The sequence below is a fragment of the Thermodesulfobacteriota bacterium genome, from assembly GCA_035325995.1.
Classification (GTDB): Bacteria; Desulfobacterota_D; UBA1144; order Nemesobacterales; family UBA2774; genus JADLGH01.
Window position 1 is genome coordinate 219,616 of record DAOKYU010000001.1, and the last position, 15,476, is coordinate 235,091.

13 protein-coding genes are annotated in these 15,476 nt (G+C 52.0%); 11 read left to right on the forward strand and 2 right to left on the reverse strand.

What is annotated here, in order from left to right:
* Positions 1-12: 12 nt before the first annotated feature.
* The 8 genes from moaA (at position 13) to PKC29_01005 (ending at position 9,737) form a co-directional block, all read left to right on the forward strand.
* Complete coding sequence (gene moaA / locus PKC29_00970; GenBank protein ID HML93982.1) at positions 13-1,002, forward strand: GTP 3',8-cyclase MoaA; 990 nt, start codon at positions 13-15, stop codon at positions 1,000-1,002.
* A gap of 186 nt (positions 1,003-1,188) precedes the next feature.
* The gene (locus PKC29_00975) at positions 1,189-2,088 is read left to right on the forward strand and encodes a molybdenum cofactor biosynthesis protein MoaE (protein ID HML93983.1); all 900 of its coding nucleotides are present in this window, start codon (positions 1,189-1,191) and stop codon (positions 2,086-2,088) included.
* A complete protein-coding gene (locus tag PKC29_00980) occupies positions 1,991-3,883 on the forward strand; it encodes a nitrite reductase (NAD(P)H) small subunit (protein ID HML93984.1) in 1,893 nt (630 codons plus the stop codon). Before PKC29_00975 ends, PKC29_00980 begins: the two co-directional genes overlap by 98 nt.
* Before the next feature lie 209 nt (positions 3,884-4,092).
* A complete protein-coding gene (locus PKC29_00985) occupies positions 4,093-5,430 on the forward strand; it encodes an MFS transporter (protein ID HML93985.1) in 1,338 nt (445 codons plus the stop codon).
* A 48-nt stretch (positions 5,431-5,478) separates the two neighbouring features.
* A complete protein-coding gene (locus PKC29_00990; GenBank protein ID HML93986.1) occupies positions 5,479-6,933 on the forward strand; it encodes an alginate export family protein in 1,455 nt (484 codons plus the stop codon).
* Positions 6,934-6,985: 52 nt separating this feature from the next.
* Positions 6,986-7,582, forward strand: coding sequence for a molybdenum cofactor guanylyltransferase (locus tag PKC29_00995; protein ID HML93987.1), 597 nt, complete (start codon positions 6,986-6,988; stop codon positions 7,580-7,582).
* Between the two features lie 9 nt (positions 7,583-7,591).
* Entirely contained in the window at positions 7,592-8,521 is a 930-nt protein-coding gene (gene moaCB, locus PKC29_01000; GenBank protein ID HML93988.1) for a bifunctional molybdenum cofactor biosynthesis protein MoaC/MoaB, read from the forward strand.
* 1 nt (position 8,522) lies between these two features.
* A complete protein-coding gene (locus PKC29_01005) occupies positions 8,523-9,737 on the forward strand; it encodes a molybdopterin molybdotransferase MoeA (GenBank protein HML93989.1) in 1,215 nt (404 codons plus the stop codon).
* Position 9,738: 1 nt separating this feature from the next.
* On the opposite strand, the gene nifA is transcribed toward PKC29_01005, so the two are convergent.
* Entirely contained in the window at positions 9,739-11,322 is a 1,584-nt protein-coding gene (gene nifA, locus PKC29_01010; protein HML93990.1) for a nif-specific transcriptional activator NifA, read from the reverse strand.
* A gap of 385 nt (positions 11,323-11,707) precedes the next feature.
* Between nifA and PKC29_01015 the strand changes: the two genes are divergently transcribed.
* Entirely contained in the window at positions 11,708-12,187 is a 480-nt protein-coding gene (locus PKC29_01015; GenBank protein HML93991.1) for a cupin domain-containing protein, read from the forward strand.
* A gap of 103 nt (positions 12,188-12,290) precedes the next feature.
* On the opposite strand, the gene PKC29_01020 is transcribed toward PKC29_01015, so the two are convergent.
* The gene (locus tag PKC29_01020; protein ID HML93992.1) at positions 12,291-13,928 is read right to left on the reverse strand and encodes a thiamine pyrophosphate-binding protein; all 1,638 of its coding nucleotides are present in this window, start codon (positions 13,926-13,928) and stop codon (positions 12,291-12,293) included.
* 393 nt (positions 13,929-14,321) lie between these two features.
* On the opposite strand from PKC29_01020, the gene PKC29_01025 reads away from it, so the two are divergent.
* Together PKC29_01025 and PKC29_01030 are read left to right on the forward strand one after the other, a co-directional pair.
* Positions 14,322-14,993, forward strand: coding sequence for a hypothetical protein (locus PKC29_01025; GenBank protein ID HML93993.1), 672 nt, complete (start codon positions 14,322-14,324; stop codon positions 14,991-14,993).
* A gap of 79 nt (positions 14,994-15,072) precedes the next feature.
* Positions 15,073-15,471, forward strand: coding sequence for a DUF2147 domain-containing protein (locus PKC29_01030; GenBank protein ID HML93994.1), 399 nt, complete (start codon positions 15,073-15,075; stop codon positions 15,469-15,471).
* Positions 15,472-15,476 lie beyond the last annotated feature (5 nt).

Consider the following 15,476-nt stretch of genomic DNA (forward strand, 5'->3'; position numbering starts at 1 on the left):
GGAGGTTCGGAATTGCTTAAAGATTCGTTCGGAAGAGTTATCGATAACCTCAGGATATCCGTTACGGACCGCTGCAATTTCAGATGCGTTTACTGCATGCCCGCCCGTGGTATGAAGTGGCTCGATAAAAAAAATATACTGAGCTTCGAGGAGATATTCAGGATCACCAATATTTTCTCGGAGCTGGGAATAACCGGGCTACGTCTCACGGGCGGAGAGCCGCTTATCAGAAAGGAGCTAAGCAGCCTGGTCGGCATGCTGAGAGACATTGAAAAAATAGAAGACATCTCGCTCACGACGAACGGTTATTTCCTTAACGAGCAGGCTGCCGCTTTATACCGTGCCGGCTTAAAAAGGATTAATATCAGCCTGGACTCGCTGTATTCGGGAAGCTTCGGCACAGTGACCAGGAGGGACTATTACGAAGATGTCAGGAAGGGCATTGCGAGGGCGGTCGAAGTCGGCATGAACCCCGTGAAAATCAACGTCGTTCTTATAAGGGGTTTTAACGATAATGAAATTCTCGATTTCGCCGAGCTCGGAAGAAAGAACAACTTCGTCATACGATTCATAGAGTTCATGCCGTTAGGCAGTGACGACAAATGGAATGTCCAGAAAGTCGTCAGGTCGGACGAGATCAGAAGGACTATCGAGAGCGGATTCGGGATGAGGCTCATACCCGATTCCGAAGGTAGGAAAACCCGGCCCGCCGATGTTTTCAGATTCGAAGACGGCGTCGGGCGTATCGGATTTATCAGCTCCGTATCGGAGCCTTTCTGCGAGCATTGCAACCGCGTGAGAATCACTTCCGACGGAAAGCTGAGGACCTGCCTCTTCTCGCATACGGAAACAGACCTGATGAAGCCGTTGAGGGAAGGGGCTCGGGACGCCGAAATCATGGAGCTTATTATCGAAGCTGTATCGAAGAAGGAAAGGGGGCACATGATTAACCGGCCCGGCTTTTTGCGCCCCGAAAGGACCATGTCGCAGATAGGCGGGTAGAGAACACTTGTGACTGGAATGATCGATTATACAAGAGCCGCTATTGAGTCCGGGATAAGAATCGACAGGAACGAACTCTCCGGATCGATCTGCGCTGTTAAAGGCGGATACGCGTATGCGCTTCCGGCCGGCACGTTGATTTATTATTCGGAACCATACATCAGCGGGAGGTTTTTGTAGCAAGAAATGACAATTAATGTCCTCTTATTCGGCAGGCTGGCTTCTATTACGGAGAATAAAGTTATATCCGCCGTCATTGACGATGGAGACTGCAGTGTCGCGCGTCTGCTGGACATTATATATTCACGTTACCCCGCTCTCAGGCACGAAAAATTCAGGGTCGTCAGGAACCACGATATAGCCGACGATAACGACACCGTAAGCGCGTCCGATGAAATCGCTCTTTTGCCTCCCGTGTCGGGTGGCGGTTACTCCTACCTGACATGGGAGCCGGTCGACACCGCTTTCCTCGAAAGCCTTTCGAGGCGGCAGCCTGCCGGCACGGGATCGGTGATTACGTTTAAAGGAGTCGTGAGAAACGACCGGTTCATCGCCCGCACGGATAATGAAGTCAGAATAAAAAGAGTGTCGTCAATATACTATTCCGCGTACGAGAGCCTGGCCGAGAAAGAGATAAATCAGATTGTTGTATCCGCCGTCGAACGGTTCGGACTGAACGGTGTCATTATCAAACACAGGCTGGGGGATGTGAAGGTTGGTGAGACAGCCTTCTTTGTCAGCGTGGAGTCCGGTCATAGAAAAGAGGGCCTGAGCGGCATAGATTTCATTATCGACGAAGTTAAATCCAGAGCTCCTATCTGGAAGCTTGAAAGGTTTGAAGATGGATCCGAGAGCTGGAAAGAAGGGCAATTGATTGAGGCCCCTTCCCCGGATCGTGACCTTAAAAGGCCGGATGAAGCGCGCCGGTCGGGGCACGGGGTCCCGGAGAACAGGTGTTGTCAGGAAGCTGCAGAAAAAATATCTCATAATGAAGGGGAGATCGAAGATGTCACGACATACGAAATTAAACAAGATCGAGATAATAAAGCAGGAAAAGGACGGTCTCGATATCGGCGCCGAAATTGAAAGACTTGCCCTGGATGGATTTCACTCGATCACACAGGATGATCTGGAGAGGCTGAAATGGATAGGCGTATTCTTCAGAAAGCACACCCCGGGATTCTTCATGATAAGGGTCAGGATACCGAACGGTATCCTGAACTCGGACCAATTCAAAACAATATCGTGGATCGTGAATAATATGGGCCGCGGTACGACCGACATCACGACCAGGCAGCAAATTCAGCTGAGATGGATAAAGACGGACGATATCCCCCAGGTCCTGAAGCTTCTCAATAACGCCGATCTGCTTACTCTACAGACCGGGATGGACAATATAAGGAATGTCGTAGGCTGCCCAGTGTCCGGGATCTCGAGGACCGAGCTTTTCGAAGCTTCTACGGTCGTAAGACGGTTTAACGAGCTTTTTGTCGGCAACAAGGAGTACACGAACCTTCCGAGAAAAATGAATGTAACTATCACGGCGTGCATGGAAAATTGTACAAATACCGGGACACAGGATATCGCGCTCGTTCCGGCCGAAAAAATAATAAACGGCTCGCCCAAATACGGTTTCAATATACTGATAGGGGGCAAGAATGGATCGGGCGGGTTAAAAACCGCCCAGGCCCTGGATGTGTTCGTAACGCCTGAAGAGGCCCCCGAGGTATGTAAAACAATCGTAATAATATATCGCGACAACGGAAGGAGAGACGCGAGAAACAAAGCGAGATTATTTTTCCTTATCGAAGAATGGGGAATGGAAAAATTCAGGGAAGCCCTGGAAACGAGCCTGGGCAGGCCGCTCATGAATGCCGGTACGAATAAGTGTTATAACATGGATACCGACCATATCGGCGTTTTCCCGCAGAACAACGCACAGCTCAATTATATCGGCCTGAAAGTGCCTGTCGGGAGATTGACGGGTGAACAAATGTACGAGCTGGCCCACCTCGCCGATATTTACGGTGACGGTGAAATAAGATTGACCACTCAACAGAATGTCATCATTCCGAATGTGCCGGATCGTAACGTGAACCGAATACTATCGGAAAAATTGCTGCAGGAGCTAACCCCGTATCCTTCTCCGATAATGCGGGGCATAACGAGCTGTTCCGGGATCGAGTACTGCAACATGGCGTTAATAGAAACCAAGAACAGGGCGCTGCAAATTGGAAAGGAGCTCGAAGAGAGGCTGCCCAATTTTCATCCGAAGAGTATTAACTGGTCGGGATGCCCGTCGGGCTGCGGGAACCATACGGTAGCCGAGATCGGCCTCCTTGGCAAGAAGATAAAAGTGGATGGCGAACTGGTGGATGCAGTGGATGTATTCATAGGGGGCGAATCCGGAGCCAAGGCCAAGCCCAGCATCAAAATTATGGAAAACGTCCCTTGCGGCGAACTGACATATATACTGGAGAGCCTCGTTCAATTTGGTGCATTCGATAAATTCAGAAAGCAGTTGGACAAGTTGATCTATCCCGACAACCCCGAGCCTTCCGTCATTGAAACGGCGGAGAAGAAGGCCGGAGACTTGATATACAAAGACGAAATCGTCGAGGGGACAGGCAAACCCATAATCATAGAGGGAAAGGAGATAGCCGTCTTCAAGCTGAAGGGCGAGCTATATGCCACAGACAATCAGTGCCCTCACCAGGGTAATCCCTTGTCGGCGGGGGCGCTGCTCGGGGACGATATAATCTGTCCGGGTCACGGGAACAGGTTCAATATTAAAACCGGAAAGTGTCATACCGATTCTTCTCTCAGCATTAAAACCTACAGGCTGGTTCCCAATGGAAAGGGATATACCGTCTCCGAATAGGTGAGCACCGGGTATTAACGCTTACAACTTTGTAAATACTGTTACATATTTGAGAGCATTCCCGGGCGGTATTCCGGATATCCTTCCGCTTGTCTGCATTGTCTAATAGTATCAGCCGCTTACAATAGCCGGCTCCCTCTATTTAATTTGGCACGGCCCTTGCGCATATAACTCCATACTCGTATATGCATCCCAAGGAGGTTAGCCAAGTGGAGATTAAAAATCAGGCAACGCGCATAAAATTATTCAGCTTCAGCACGCCGCAAATGCGGGCCTTTCATCTGACCTGGTTTGCATTCTTTCTATGTTTCTTTGGATGGTTCGGTATTGCGCCCCTTATGGCGGTCGTCAGGGAAGATCTCGGTCTTACCAAAACACAGATCGGAGATACAATCATCGCATCGGTGGCGATAACGATATTGTTTCGTTTAATCGTGGGCAGGCTTTGTGACAGATTCGGGCCGAGACTCACATATACATGGCTTTTAATTCTGGGTTCATTCCCGGTGATGGGTATCGGGTTCTCCCGGAATTACGAGACCTTTCTGTTATTCCGACTCGCCATAGGAACGATTGGAGCTTCTTTCGTCATCACTCAATACCATACGTCGATTATGTTCGCTCCAAATATTGTCGGCACGGCCAATGCAACCACGGCCGGATGGGGAAACCTCGGAGGGGGCGTCACTCAGATTGTAATGCCCCTTATATTCGCCTTCATGATATCGCTGGGCGCCAATCAGCTCCTCGGCTGGCGCCTGGCGATGATAGCCCCCGGCGTAATCCTGTTTCTAACCGGAATTGCATACTACTATCTGACCCAGGATGCCCCGGACGGTAATTTCAACGAGCTAAGAAAAAGGGGTGAGCTCCCGCCGGTGACCGACAAGGAAGAAGGTTCTTTTTTCCTCGCCGCCAAAGACGTACGCGTATGGGCACTATTTGTTATTTATGCGGCTTGTTTCGGGGTGGAGCTTACTATTAACAATGTAGCCGCATTATATTTTTTCGATAGATTTGAGCTCGGCCTCGGAGCGGCGGGTCTTATCGCGAGCCTTTTCGGGCTCATGAATATATTCGCAAGGACGCTGGGCGGCGTATTCTCGGACAAATTCGCGAAGGGCTACGGACTTTCAGGACGAGTCAAGCTCCTGCTGTGCGTGCTCCTTCTTGAAAGCATCGCTTTAATCGTATTCTCGCAAATGTCCGTGCTGATACTCGCTGTGATTTCCATGGTTATATTCAGCCTGTTCGTCCAGATGGCCGAGGGAGCGACATTCGGAGTAGTGCCTTTCATTAACAAAAAAGCGCTTGGCTCGGTGGCGGGCATTGTCGGAGCAGGGGGTAATGCCGGTGCCGTTGCCGCGGGATTCCTGTTCAGGTCCGAAGGCCTTACCACACAGGAAGCCCTGATGTATCTCGGTATTTTTGTTCTTATTGCTTCCTCGTTCGCCTTTTTGGTAAGATTCTCTCCAGAGGTGCAGGCCCTCGAGGCCAAGGCCTTTGAAGAGGCGCAGTCCGATAAAACTGCGCTGCTGGGGTCTTAGTCTTCGATATTCGATTGTATTTCGTTCCGGGATGATGGAGGGTGTAAATTGAGAAACATTAGAAACTCAATTTGTCTGATAATCCTCGTAGCTGCCCCGTGTGTTGACACGAGCTACGGTGAAAGTTTTTCGGAAAACCTCGAAAATCATGTAAGCGGCGGCGTTAATGTTCTTCTCAGGAATGAGCTCTGGAACACTTTTCAGGTCGAGGGAACCGATACCGACAGGACCTACGATTTTTTTCTCGTAAGGGCCAGGGCGTATGTGAATTTCGAATGGGAGAACCTATCCATATACGTAATGGGTCAGGGCGTTAAAGCTTTCAATCTTCCGGAAAATGCCGCTTTCGGTCCGGGAATGCTTTATTACGATGCGAGCGACCGAAAGACGGCCCCGGGTAATTTTCAATTCGTTGAGGCATATATTCATCTGAAGAATCTCGATGGATTTTTCCTCAAAGGGGGCAGAATCGGCTATAAGGACGGGGGGCAGGTGCTATACGAAGACGCCCAAAAACTAAACTGGATTATCAAGGAGAGGCTATCCGAAAGACTCATAGGAAACTGGGACTGGACGCTCATCGGAAGAAGATTCGACGGGGGGAGCGCGGGCTACGAGAATAACAATTTCAACCTCGACCTCATGGGAGCCAACGTGACCTTCGGGGGCTTCGATATCGACGACGGTTTGTGGAAAGACCTCGATACCGTTCTGGTTTTGGGCGGCGCTTTTACATTGAAAAAAGATGCGCTTTTACCGAACACCCAGTTTCAGATATTCAACTACTATTACTTCGACGACAGAGCTCCCGCACGGAATCTGGCCGGCGGAGACCTCAATATCAGTACCACGGGCGTGAACATGGCTGGGGCGTACCCCGCCGGCCCGGGTGAGTTTGACGCTATGCTCTGGTTCGCGTTTCAGCTCGGTGATTTCGGGGCCCTCGACCAGAGGGCGTTCGCTTTCATTGCCGAGGGCGGGTACCAGTTCACCGCGGCCCCCTGGAGCCCGTGGATAAGAGCAGGCCTTGCTTACGCATCGGGGGACGGCAATCCCGGCGACTCTGATTACGGCACGTTCTTTAATATGGTGCCCACTAATCACAAATGGTACGGATATGTAGACGCGAATGCCTTCAGTAACCTCGTGGACGTCTACACTCAGTTGCTCCTGAAACCCCACAAGAGAGTGAATCTCGGGCTGAACGGACACCTGTTCTGGCTCGCCTCGGATGACGAGGTCTGGATAGGGGGCTCGGGACCGTTCAACGATTCGGCGTTCGGTTACCAGTTCAGAAGTCCGCAGGAAGGAAATGACATCGAGAGCTTTTTGGGCGGGGAAGTGGACGTCACCCTTACCCTGAAAGCGCTCGATTATCTGGATTTACAGATCGGTTATTCGCATTTCTTCGGGGGCAAAGGCGTGGAGGCGGTATACAATGGCCAGGACCAGCTGGACTGGTTTTATGCCCAGGCTACGGTCGCGTTCGATCTCGGCAAGTAATGCCTCTACGGATAATTCGGGTAAACGGTATGGGAGGTATAATACCACTTCTATGAGCGAGCGAATTTCGGGCATTATACTGGCAGGCGGTAATTCCCGCAGAATGGGCCGCGACAAGAGGTTTCTTGAATCTCGCGGGACAAGTTTCCTGGAGATCGCCGTAAACCGCCTGGGTAAAGTGACGGACGAAGTAATAGTCGTAACTGCCGCCCCCGAGGAGCTCGGACTGGAAGGCGTAAAACTCGTTGCCGATATAAAACCGGGATTCGGTCCGATGATGGGCATCTACACCGGCCTTACTACAATGAACTGCGAGAGGGCGGTTGTAAATCCGGTGGATGTCCCGCATCTTGCGGGGGATCTGCTGAGCCATATGATCGAGCTCTCGGAAGGCTTCGATATCGTAATGCCGGAGCGCGCGGGCAGGCTCGAGCCGCTCGTCGCCGTTTATTCGAAAAATGTGATACCGGTCATGCGCGGGCTGTTCGAAAGCGGAGAAAAAGCTGCGCCACACATTGTGGTATCCCCGGAATACGGTCTCGAAGTGAGAATAATCTCCGAAACGGAGATATCGGATTTCGGCGACCCGGACTTCTTGTTCAAGAACTACAACTCGCCGGAGGACCTCGGTTTAATAAGAAGCTGTTAACCATAATATATGAAAGACATCAGCGATAAGATAGATACACTGAGGATTGCCAGGGCGAGGGGAGCGGTAAAGGCCGGGGAAGAAGCCATACGGCTTGTCGAGACCGGCTCCGTCGCCAAGGGTAATGTCTTCGAAATGGCGCGCACGGCCGGGATCATGGCCGCGAAGAAGACCCCGGAGCTTATACCCCTTTGCCATCCGCTGCCGATAGACACGGTCACTGTCGATTTTCATATATCGGGAGGCGAGATAGTGGTAGAGGCGTCCGTAAAGGCCATGTGGAAGACGGGCGTCGAGATGGAAGCGTTGACTGCGGTGTCGGTCGCTTGCCTCACCATTTACGACATGCTGAAGCCGCACGACAAGGGGCTCGAAATCAGCGGGGTGAAGCTGATCGAAAAGAGGGGAGGGAAGACCGACTTTCTGGAGAATTATAAAGAGCCGCTCGGAATCGCCGTGCTCGTTCTGTCCGACAGTGTCGCGGCGGGTAAAAAGGAAGACAGGTCCGGGAAGATAATTGTGGACAGGCTAAAGAACCTTCCGGTCGAGATCGTTACATATGAAATTCTGCCCGACGAGCTCGATATTATTAAGAACAGGCTCTTGGAGCTCGCCGGCAGCGGATCGATCGACCTGATACTCACCACCGGAGGGACGGGTCTCAGCCCGCGGGACGTTACCGTCGAGGCGACTAAAGAAATAATCGAAAGGGAAGTGCCGGGCATCTCGGAGGCTGTAAGAAGCCACGGATTCAGGAGGACTCCCTATGCCATGCTGTCCCGTGGCATAGCCGGAGTCAGGGGCGAAACGATTATAATAAACCTGCCCGGCAGCTCACGCGGCGCGGCGGAATCCATGGATGCCCTCTTCCCGTGGGTCCTCCATTCTTTCCGTATACTCCGAAGCGGCGGTCACCCGCAAAACGATACAGGGGGCTAGATTGGTATCCACGGACGAAGCCGTAGAGCTGATACTGAAGGAAACGAGCACGGCTCGTTCCGTCGCCGTTCCATTGGAAGAATCGGTGGGGCTTGTACTGTGCCGCGAAATAAATAGCCCGGTGAACCTGCCTCTTTTCACGAACTCTGCCATGGACGGATATGCGCTCAGGTCCGCCGATACGGCAGGGGCTTCCGGCACCGTCCCCGTCTTACTGGATGTGGTTGCCACAATCAAGGCCGGGGAACGCGCTGCGCTGCGTATCGAGAGCGGGCAGGCGGCGAAGATTATGACGGGCGCGGCCGTTCCCGAAGGGGCCGATTCGGTCGTGAGGATAGAAGACGCTGCGGAGACTGACGGGCGCTTGAGCATAAGCTCTGAAATAGAGAAAAGCGCGAACGTAAGATTCGAAGGGGAGGAAATAAAGAAAGGAGAAACCGCTCTCCCGGCCGGGGTGTTGATATCCCCTGCGGTCGTCGGTTTTTTAAGGGAGCTCGGTATCGAATATGTAGAAGCATACGGGCCTCCCCGGGTCTCCCTGGTTGTTACAGGCGAGGAGCTTGCACACCGGGATGAAGACGTGGAGCGGGGTAAAATAAGGGACTCCAACTCGGCTATGCTGAAGGCGGCTCTTTCTAGGGACGCTGCCGATATTATATCCGCGGTTACCGTTTCGGATAATAAAACCGGGATTCTAAGCGCCGTAAGTTCGGCTATCGAATCGTCTGATATATTGATTACAACCGGCGGCGTGTCCGTAGGGGATTATGACTATGTAAAAGAGGTGTTCTCTTCGCTCGGTGTCAGGCGAATATTCTGGGGTATAGCTCAAAGGCCGGGCGGGCCGATGTTCTTCGGTAAAAAGGGTGAGACGCTCATTTTCGGCCTGCCCGGCAATCCTGCATCATCGCTCGTTTGTTATTACGAGTACGTAAGGCCTGCCCTTCGTTCGATGATGGGGAAAAAGGATATATTCCTCGGAGAGGAAAGCGCTCGCTTGTTGAACCCGGTCAGCAAAAAGGCCGGAAAGAAGTTCTTCTTAAGAGGGTATGCCGGAACGGAGAACGGGAAAAGATTCGTAAGCACGACGGGCGGGCAGGGGTCTCACATGCTTAAATCTTTTGCGCTTTCGAATTGCCTGGTTGTATTATCTGAGGAGGATACCGACAAGTCGGAGCATTCTTTGGTAAGAATTCATAATTTGCCTGAAATGTAGCTTAGGTATCCTGCCACGGTTTCTCAACAGAAATACCGTATTTGTTGATTCTGTAGTCCAGTTGCCTCGTGGTTATACCGATAAGCCTGGCAGCCCTTGATTTTACCCAGCCGCATTTCTTAAGGGCATTCAGTATCTGCTCGACTTCCATGACTTCGATACTTTTAGTCAGCGATTTATCCTCGGGATTTTTAGGAGGCGGCTCGTTTGGGGTTTTGTGCGCCGGCGCCGGTTTGTTTAAAGATTTATAAGCCCTGATTATTTCATACGGAAGGTCGTCCCTGGTCGCCAGATTGTTGTCGCTCATGATAACCATTCTTTCGACGCAGTTCTCGAGCTCTCTGACATTGCCGGGCCAGTCGTACTTAAGAATATATTCCATGACTCCCTCTGATAATTTAACCTTCGTCGAATTTTCCTTATTGTATTTGAGTAAAAAATGATCTATCAGGAGCGGTATATCTTCTTTTCGCTTACGAAGCGGAGGGAGGACTATAGGGACGACATTGATCCGGTAATATAAATCTTCCCTGAAATTTCCTTTGCTTATCTCCGTCTCCAGATCGCGGTTCGTAGCGGTGATTATTCGTACATCGACGGGTAGCGGTTTCGAGCCGCCCACTTTGTCCAGGCTCTTTTCCTGCAGCACCCTCAGAAGCTTAAGTTGTGTGGATACCGGCAAGTCACCGATCTCGTCGAGGAATATGGTTCCTCTATGGGCGAGCTCGAACTTGCCTTTCTTCTCTCCGTACGCACCGGTGAACGACCCTTTCACGTGACCGAAGAGCTCAGATTCCAGAAGCGATTCAGGGATCGCCGTGCAGTTCAGCATGATAAAAGGTCCGTTCGATCTGCTGCTGTTATAATGAATCGCCTTTGCGACAAGCTCCTTCCCCGTCCCGCTCTCGCCCCTTATGAGCACCGTGGCGCTGCTGGCGGCAACGCGCTTGATTGTTTGGTATGTCTGGATCATTATCTCGCTCTGACCCACGATATTAAACATCTTGTGCTTGCTTGTAAGAGCCTGCTGAAGGTGCGCCCTTTCTTCGCGCAGCTTTTGTTTCTCTTCGGTTATTTTATTGCTGATTTCGATGGTCTGTCCTATTAATGATCCGGCCATTATCAGGAAGGAAATTGCGTCGTTTATCGATATAGAGTCTTTTTCCCTTTTGTATATTACGCTCAGTGTTCCCGTTATGTTTTCATGACCTTTAATCGGAACGCACAGTAAAGAGAACCTGGCAATAGTATCGTCATCGAATCGCATCCCTTTCCACAATGACGGCTCGTCCCTTATATCCGGTATCACGATCGGAGAGCCGGTTTTGAAAACTTTACCTACGATACCCTCGCCGGATTTGAACCTTGTCTGGTTTTTGACGTCCACACCGAGAGACACCGCCGTGTAGAGCTCGTTCGAATGCTTGTCGTAAAGGACGATAGTGCCGTTCCTCATGCCCAGGAATTTATCCAGTACGTTAATTACGGAATTGAGAGAATGATGCAGATTGAGGGTGGACGTCAGTATCTTGCCGATTTCATATATCGTTGTCAGCTCGAGCGATGCTTTTGTATTCTCAACCATCTGTTCCGCCTTCGAAATAGAGAATCCCTTATATACAAATTGTGCAATTTGCGTGCCAGAATGTCTGGTTATAAGCCACCGTGATTATAGTAGTAGATATCTTTTGAGAGGGCTGTAATGCCCACATATTAGGCATCGGAAAAATATTATAGGCATTTTTAGAAATGAGCCGGGGGTCGTTTCGAGGATTTATGAACAAAGTAATCGCACCTCGATGTGCGTGAACGGCACGGAAATTCCGCCTGCCTCTGGGGCTAATGCAATGAACCACGATTAAAAACAGTTTCTCCAGGATTATTACGTCCAGTTATCATTACTATCAATCAGGCATACTAAAACGGGAAATCCGGTCACGGCAGGTTGCATGACCGTTATGGAGGATCATATGTCGCAGGAAAAAAAGCCGGCCGCAATCGATGCGCACGATGCGCCGCTCCGTATAAAGCCGACCAACTATCCCGAGCCGTTCGCTTCGCGTATGGCGGGCAGGGAGAAGCGCCCGCTGGGCGATCTCTTCGGGATTACCAATTTCGGCGTCAACCTGACGCGGCTGAAGCCGGGGGCGATGTCGTCGATACGGCACTGCCATTCGAAGCAGGACGAGTTTATATACGTGCTGGGCGGAGCTCCGACGCTGCACACCGACGAAGGCCGCACCGTTCTCTCCCCGGGAATGTGCGCCGGATTCGAGGCAGGCGACGGTAACGGCCATCACCTCGTCAACGAAACCGGCGAGGATGTGTTCTACCTCGAAATCGGCGACAGAGCCCCCGGGGATGAGGTGCGCTACCCGGACGACGATCTCCAGGCGCTGCTCGTGGAGGGCAAATGGAAATTCGTTCATAAAGACGGAACGGCTTACTGATATATAACAGCGTCGAGGTGACTAAACCCGGGTAAAAACTGATGCCGTACCTTTCTGTCGGGTAGGGTGGAAGGATTATCCCGATATCCGCGTCGCCGTCCGGTTACCTCACCCTCTCGGAAAGCGCGGTAGTAAGCCGCTTGTGGGCCTCGGACCTGTCCGCTTTATCCAAATGAACGTCGAGTATGTAGAAATTTTTAGTGTCCTTAATGGCCGTGGCGAGCGCTTCCTGAAGCTCGTCCTCGGTGTGTACGTCGAAGCCGACGCCCTTATTCAGAACGCCGGGTATACGGCTGTGTCTCCAGGGGTGTATGTCGTTGAATGTACCGTCCAGCATGGGCCGCTCGGTGCCGTAGCCTTCATTGTTGAACACGACGACAATCGGGTTCTGGCCGAACCTGGCTATTGTCGAAAGCTCCATGCCGGTCATCTGAAAGGCGCCGTCGCCGACGAGAACGAGCGGCCGGAGGTCGGGCCTCGCCATCTGCACTCCGAGGCTCGCCGGCACGGCGAAACCGAGCGAGCAGTAATAAGCGGGGCACAAAAATTCCGTCTCCATCTGGATGACCATGTCCAGGGCCCCGAGCATGGCGTCGCCCGGGTCGGCTATTACGACCGTCTTTTCGCCGAGACAGGAATTGAGTGTTTTGAACAGGTAGCTCACGCTTATTTTCTTTCCCTTCACCGGCTTCGGGCGTTTCGGCAAGGGAGGATTCGGTATCCTCGCATTTTTCCTCCGCTTTATGCCTCCCTTTAAAAGGCCGTCCATGAAGTCGTGAATGCTTACTTCTTCATATGCGTGATGTCTGATCGCTATCCCCTCGCTCGTGGCGCAGATCGAGTGGGCTCTGTCGATGTTCGCCGTATAAATCCCGAGGTTGACGTCGGTCATAAATGTGCCGAGGAGGATCATGCAGTCGCTCGACTCCACGTATTGACGGACGGCCTCCCTCCCCATCGCCCCTTCGTAGACGCCCATGCAAAGCGGGTGGGTCTCGCTTATAACCGACTTGCCCAGTATCGTCGTCGCGAGAGGGATGTTCGTTTTGCCGAGGAGCTCGAGAAGCCTGTCCTGAAGGCCGAACCTGTGTATTTCGACGCCTGCGATTATTACCGGTTTCCTCGATTTGTTTATGATCGCGACCACTTCCCCTATGGCCTCTTCCAGGGTTTCGGTCTCGCTGCCGGCGGCCTCGGGCCGCCTGGCCTTATAGGGCTTTACCGGAAGTGATACCATGTCGCGCGGGATCTCTATGTACACGGGTCTCTTGTACTTTACAGCGGAGTCGAGGACCCTGTCGATTTCGGGGGCGGCGGTTTCGGGGTCGTCGATGAGTGCGGAATCCATGGTCAGCTCCCGGAAAACCTTGTATTGTGTGTCGAACTCCCTGACTTTATGATGAAGGAGGGGGTTTTTTGTACGCTCCTTAAGGCCCGGTGCCCCGCTTATGACGACCACGGGGGATTTCTCCGCGAATGCCTGTGCCGTCGTATTCGCCACCTTGAGTCCGCCGACGCCGTACGTTATACAGACAACGCCGAGTCCTTTTACTCTCGCGTAGGCATCGGCCGCAAACCCGGCGCCCTGTTCGTCGCTGGTGTTAATCAGCTCCAGCCTGCTTTTCTCGAGCTCCTTGAAGAAGCCGAGGGCGTAGTCGCCCGGGACACCGAATACGTGACGGACGCCGCGCTCGTAGAGTTTATTTATGAGATATTCGCCGACTTTTACCTGCTTTGACACCTGAGCTCCCGTTATCGAATTTACATCCGCTAAATTTAATGCCACATCGATCCAAATCAAAATATTTTTTGCCGATCCGCCGCCGCGCCGCGAACGTGAAATTAAAAGCACATAATTCCTGGAAAAGACATATATTTACGGACAAATGAATTTTTTAACGGTTTCGGAGAACATCTGTTGAGGAGCGTGTCGAGTGATGAGCGTAAAGAAATTTTCTTTATTTTTGCGAGCTTGCTAATTACTGCTCTCGCTAGCGGGGCGGCGTTGGCGGCAAATCCGGATAAGTGCGAGCCGGCGGAGGAATTTCTGATTCTGAAAAATCAGCAATACGCGCTCTGCGCAAATGCCACTTGTATCACCTTTAACCAGGTTGCCTACTGTGGATGCGATCTCTTGAAAGGAGACAGCATTAGCCTTCCTTTCGACTTCGGCGACGGGGAGAACGTATGCACGGTAAACCAGGACGGCAGGGGGAACGGCTACAGGGTCAGCACATACAGCGTTCCGAAGAGAAGCGTGTTTCCTGAAGGCGACTACGCCCTGTATACATGCCCGGGAGAGCTCAACAAGGGTAAATACGGCGGCGTTGCGGCCGCGTCCGGTTCGTACGCGCAGTGCGACGGCGGGCTCTGCTTCGTGAGCACCAAGGGCAGGAATTTCCCCGGTCTCGATAAGCTCGGCAAGAAAGAGCTTGTATGCTCGTGCCCGATAACCACGAGCTGCGAGGGGTCGGACGCCAGCCCGGAAGGCCACCAGATGGGCGGCCCGTACGACAGCGCCGCCGGCGGTTGCGATCCGAACGCGTGCCTCAAGTGCGATGCGGCCCGATTGACGAATGCACAGTGCGAAACGTCGAATCCCGCAGGCTTTATAGGGATTCAGGAAAATGTTCCGGTCGGATCGGCTGCAGGGACCCCGGCCATCTTATCCTGTCTTCTATTGGACGGCGACGTGCCGAGGCTCAACAGCTGCTTCTGTTCCTGTGACGAGGTTAACGAGGACGGTAGCTGCGCCGAGTGGAGCGTACACGACGAGTCGCCCCTGGATGTCCGCTGCGATTTGTGAAGAGAGCGGATTTTCGGCTGAATATAATATGATGAATATAATATTCGGAGCGTAGAGAGGAAGTAACATGGAGATGACTATGAAAATACTATTCGGTTTTTCGGCGGCGGCATTGATCCTGGCGTTCGTATTGATCGGAGGGCCGGCAACGGCATCGGCACAGGACATAACTTCGGACAGTTTAGTCGGGAAATGGAAGGACCCGGACGAGGGCGCGGTAGTGCAGATAGAGAATAAAGGCGGCTATTACGAAGGCGCTATTGTCGAAGATGCGCAGCATCCTGACGGAGTATCCACGAAAATTTTCAAAGACCTCGTGTATGACAGCGAGAAAGGAATTTGGAAAGGCCAGGTGTACTCGGTCAAAAAGAAAAAAGATTACGATGTCGAAATCAAGATGACCGACAACGCCTCGTTCACGATGAAGGTAAAAGCGGGGATCGTCTCCAAGACCATCGTCTGGAGCAGGGTTCAGTAATACCG

Coding starts and splice junctions, on each gene's coding strand:
- PKC29_00975 (HML93983.1), top strand. CDS start 1,189: ATGACAATTAATGTCCTCTTATTCGGCAGGCTGGCTTCTATTACGGAG.
- nifA (HML93990.1), bottom strand. CDS start 11,322: ATGGTTGAGAATACAAAAGCATCGCTCGAGCTGACAACGATATATGAA.
- PKC29_00980 (HML93984.1), top strand. CDS start 1,991: ATGAAGGGGAGATCGAAGATGTCACGACATACGAAATTAAACAAGATC.
- moaCB (HML93988.1), top strand. CDS start 7,592: ATGAAAGACATCAGCGATAAGATAGATACACTGAGGATTGCCAGGGCG.
- PKC29_01030 (HML93994.1), top strand. CDS start 15,073: ATGAAAATACTATTCGGTTTTTCGGCGGCGGCATTGATCCTGGCGTTC.
- PKC29_01015 (HML93991.1), top strand. CDS start 11,708: ATGTCGCAGGAAAAAAAGCCGGCCGCAATCGATGCGCACGATGCGCCG.
- PKC29_00995 (HML93987.1), top strand. CDS start 6,986: ATGAGCGAGCGAATTTCGGGCATTATACTGGCAGGCGGTAATTCCCGC.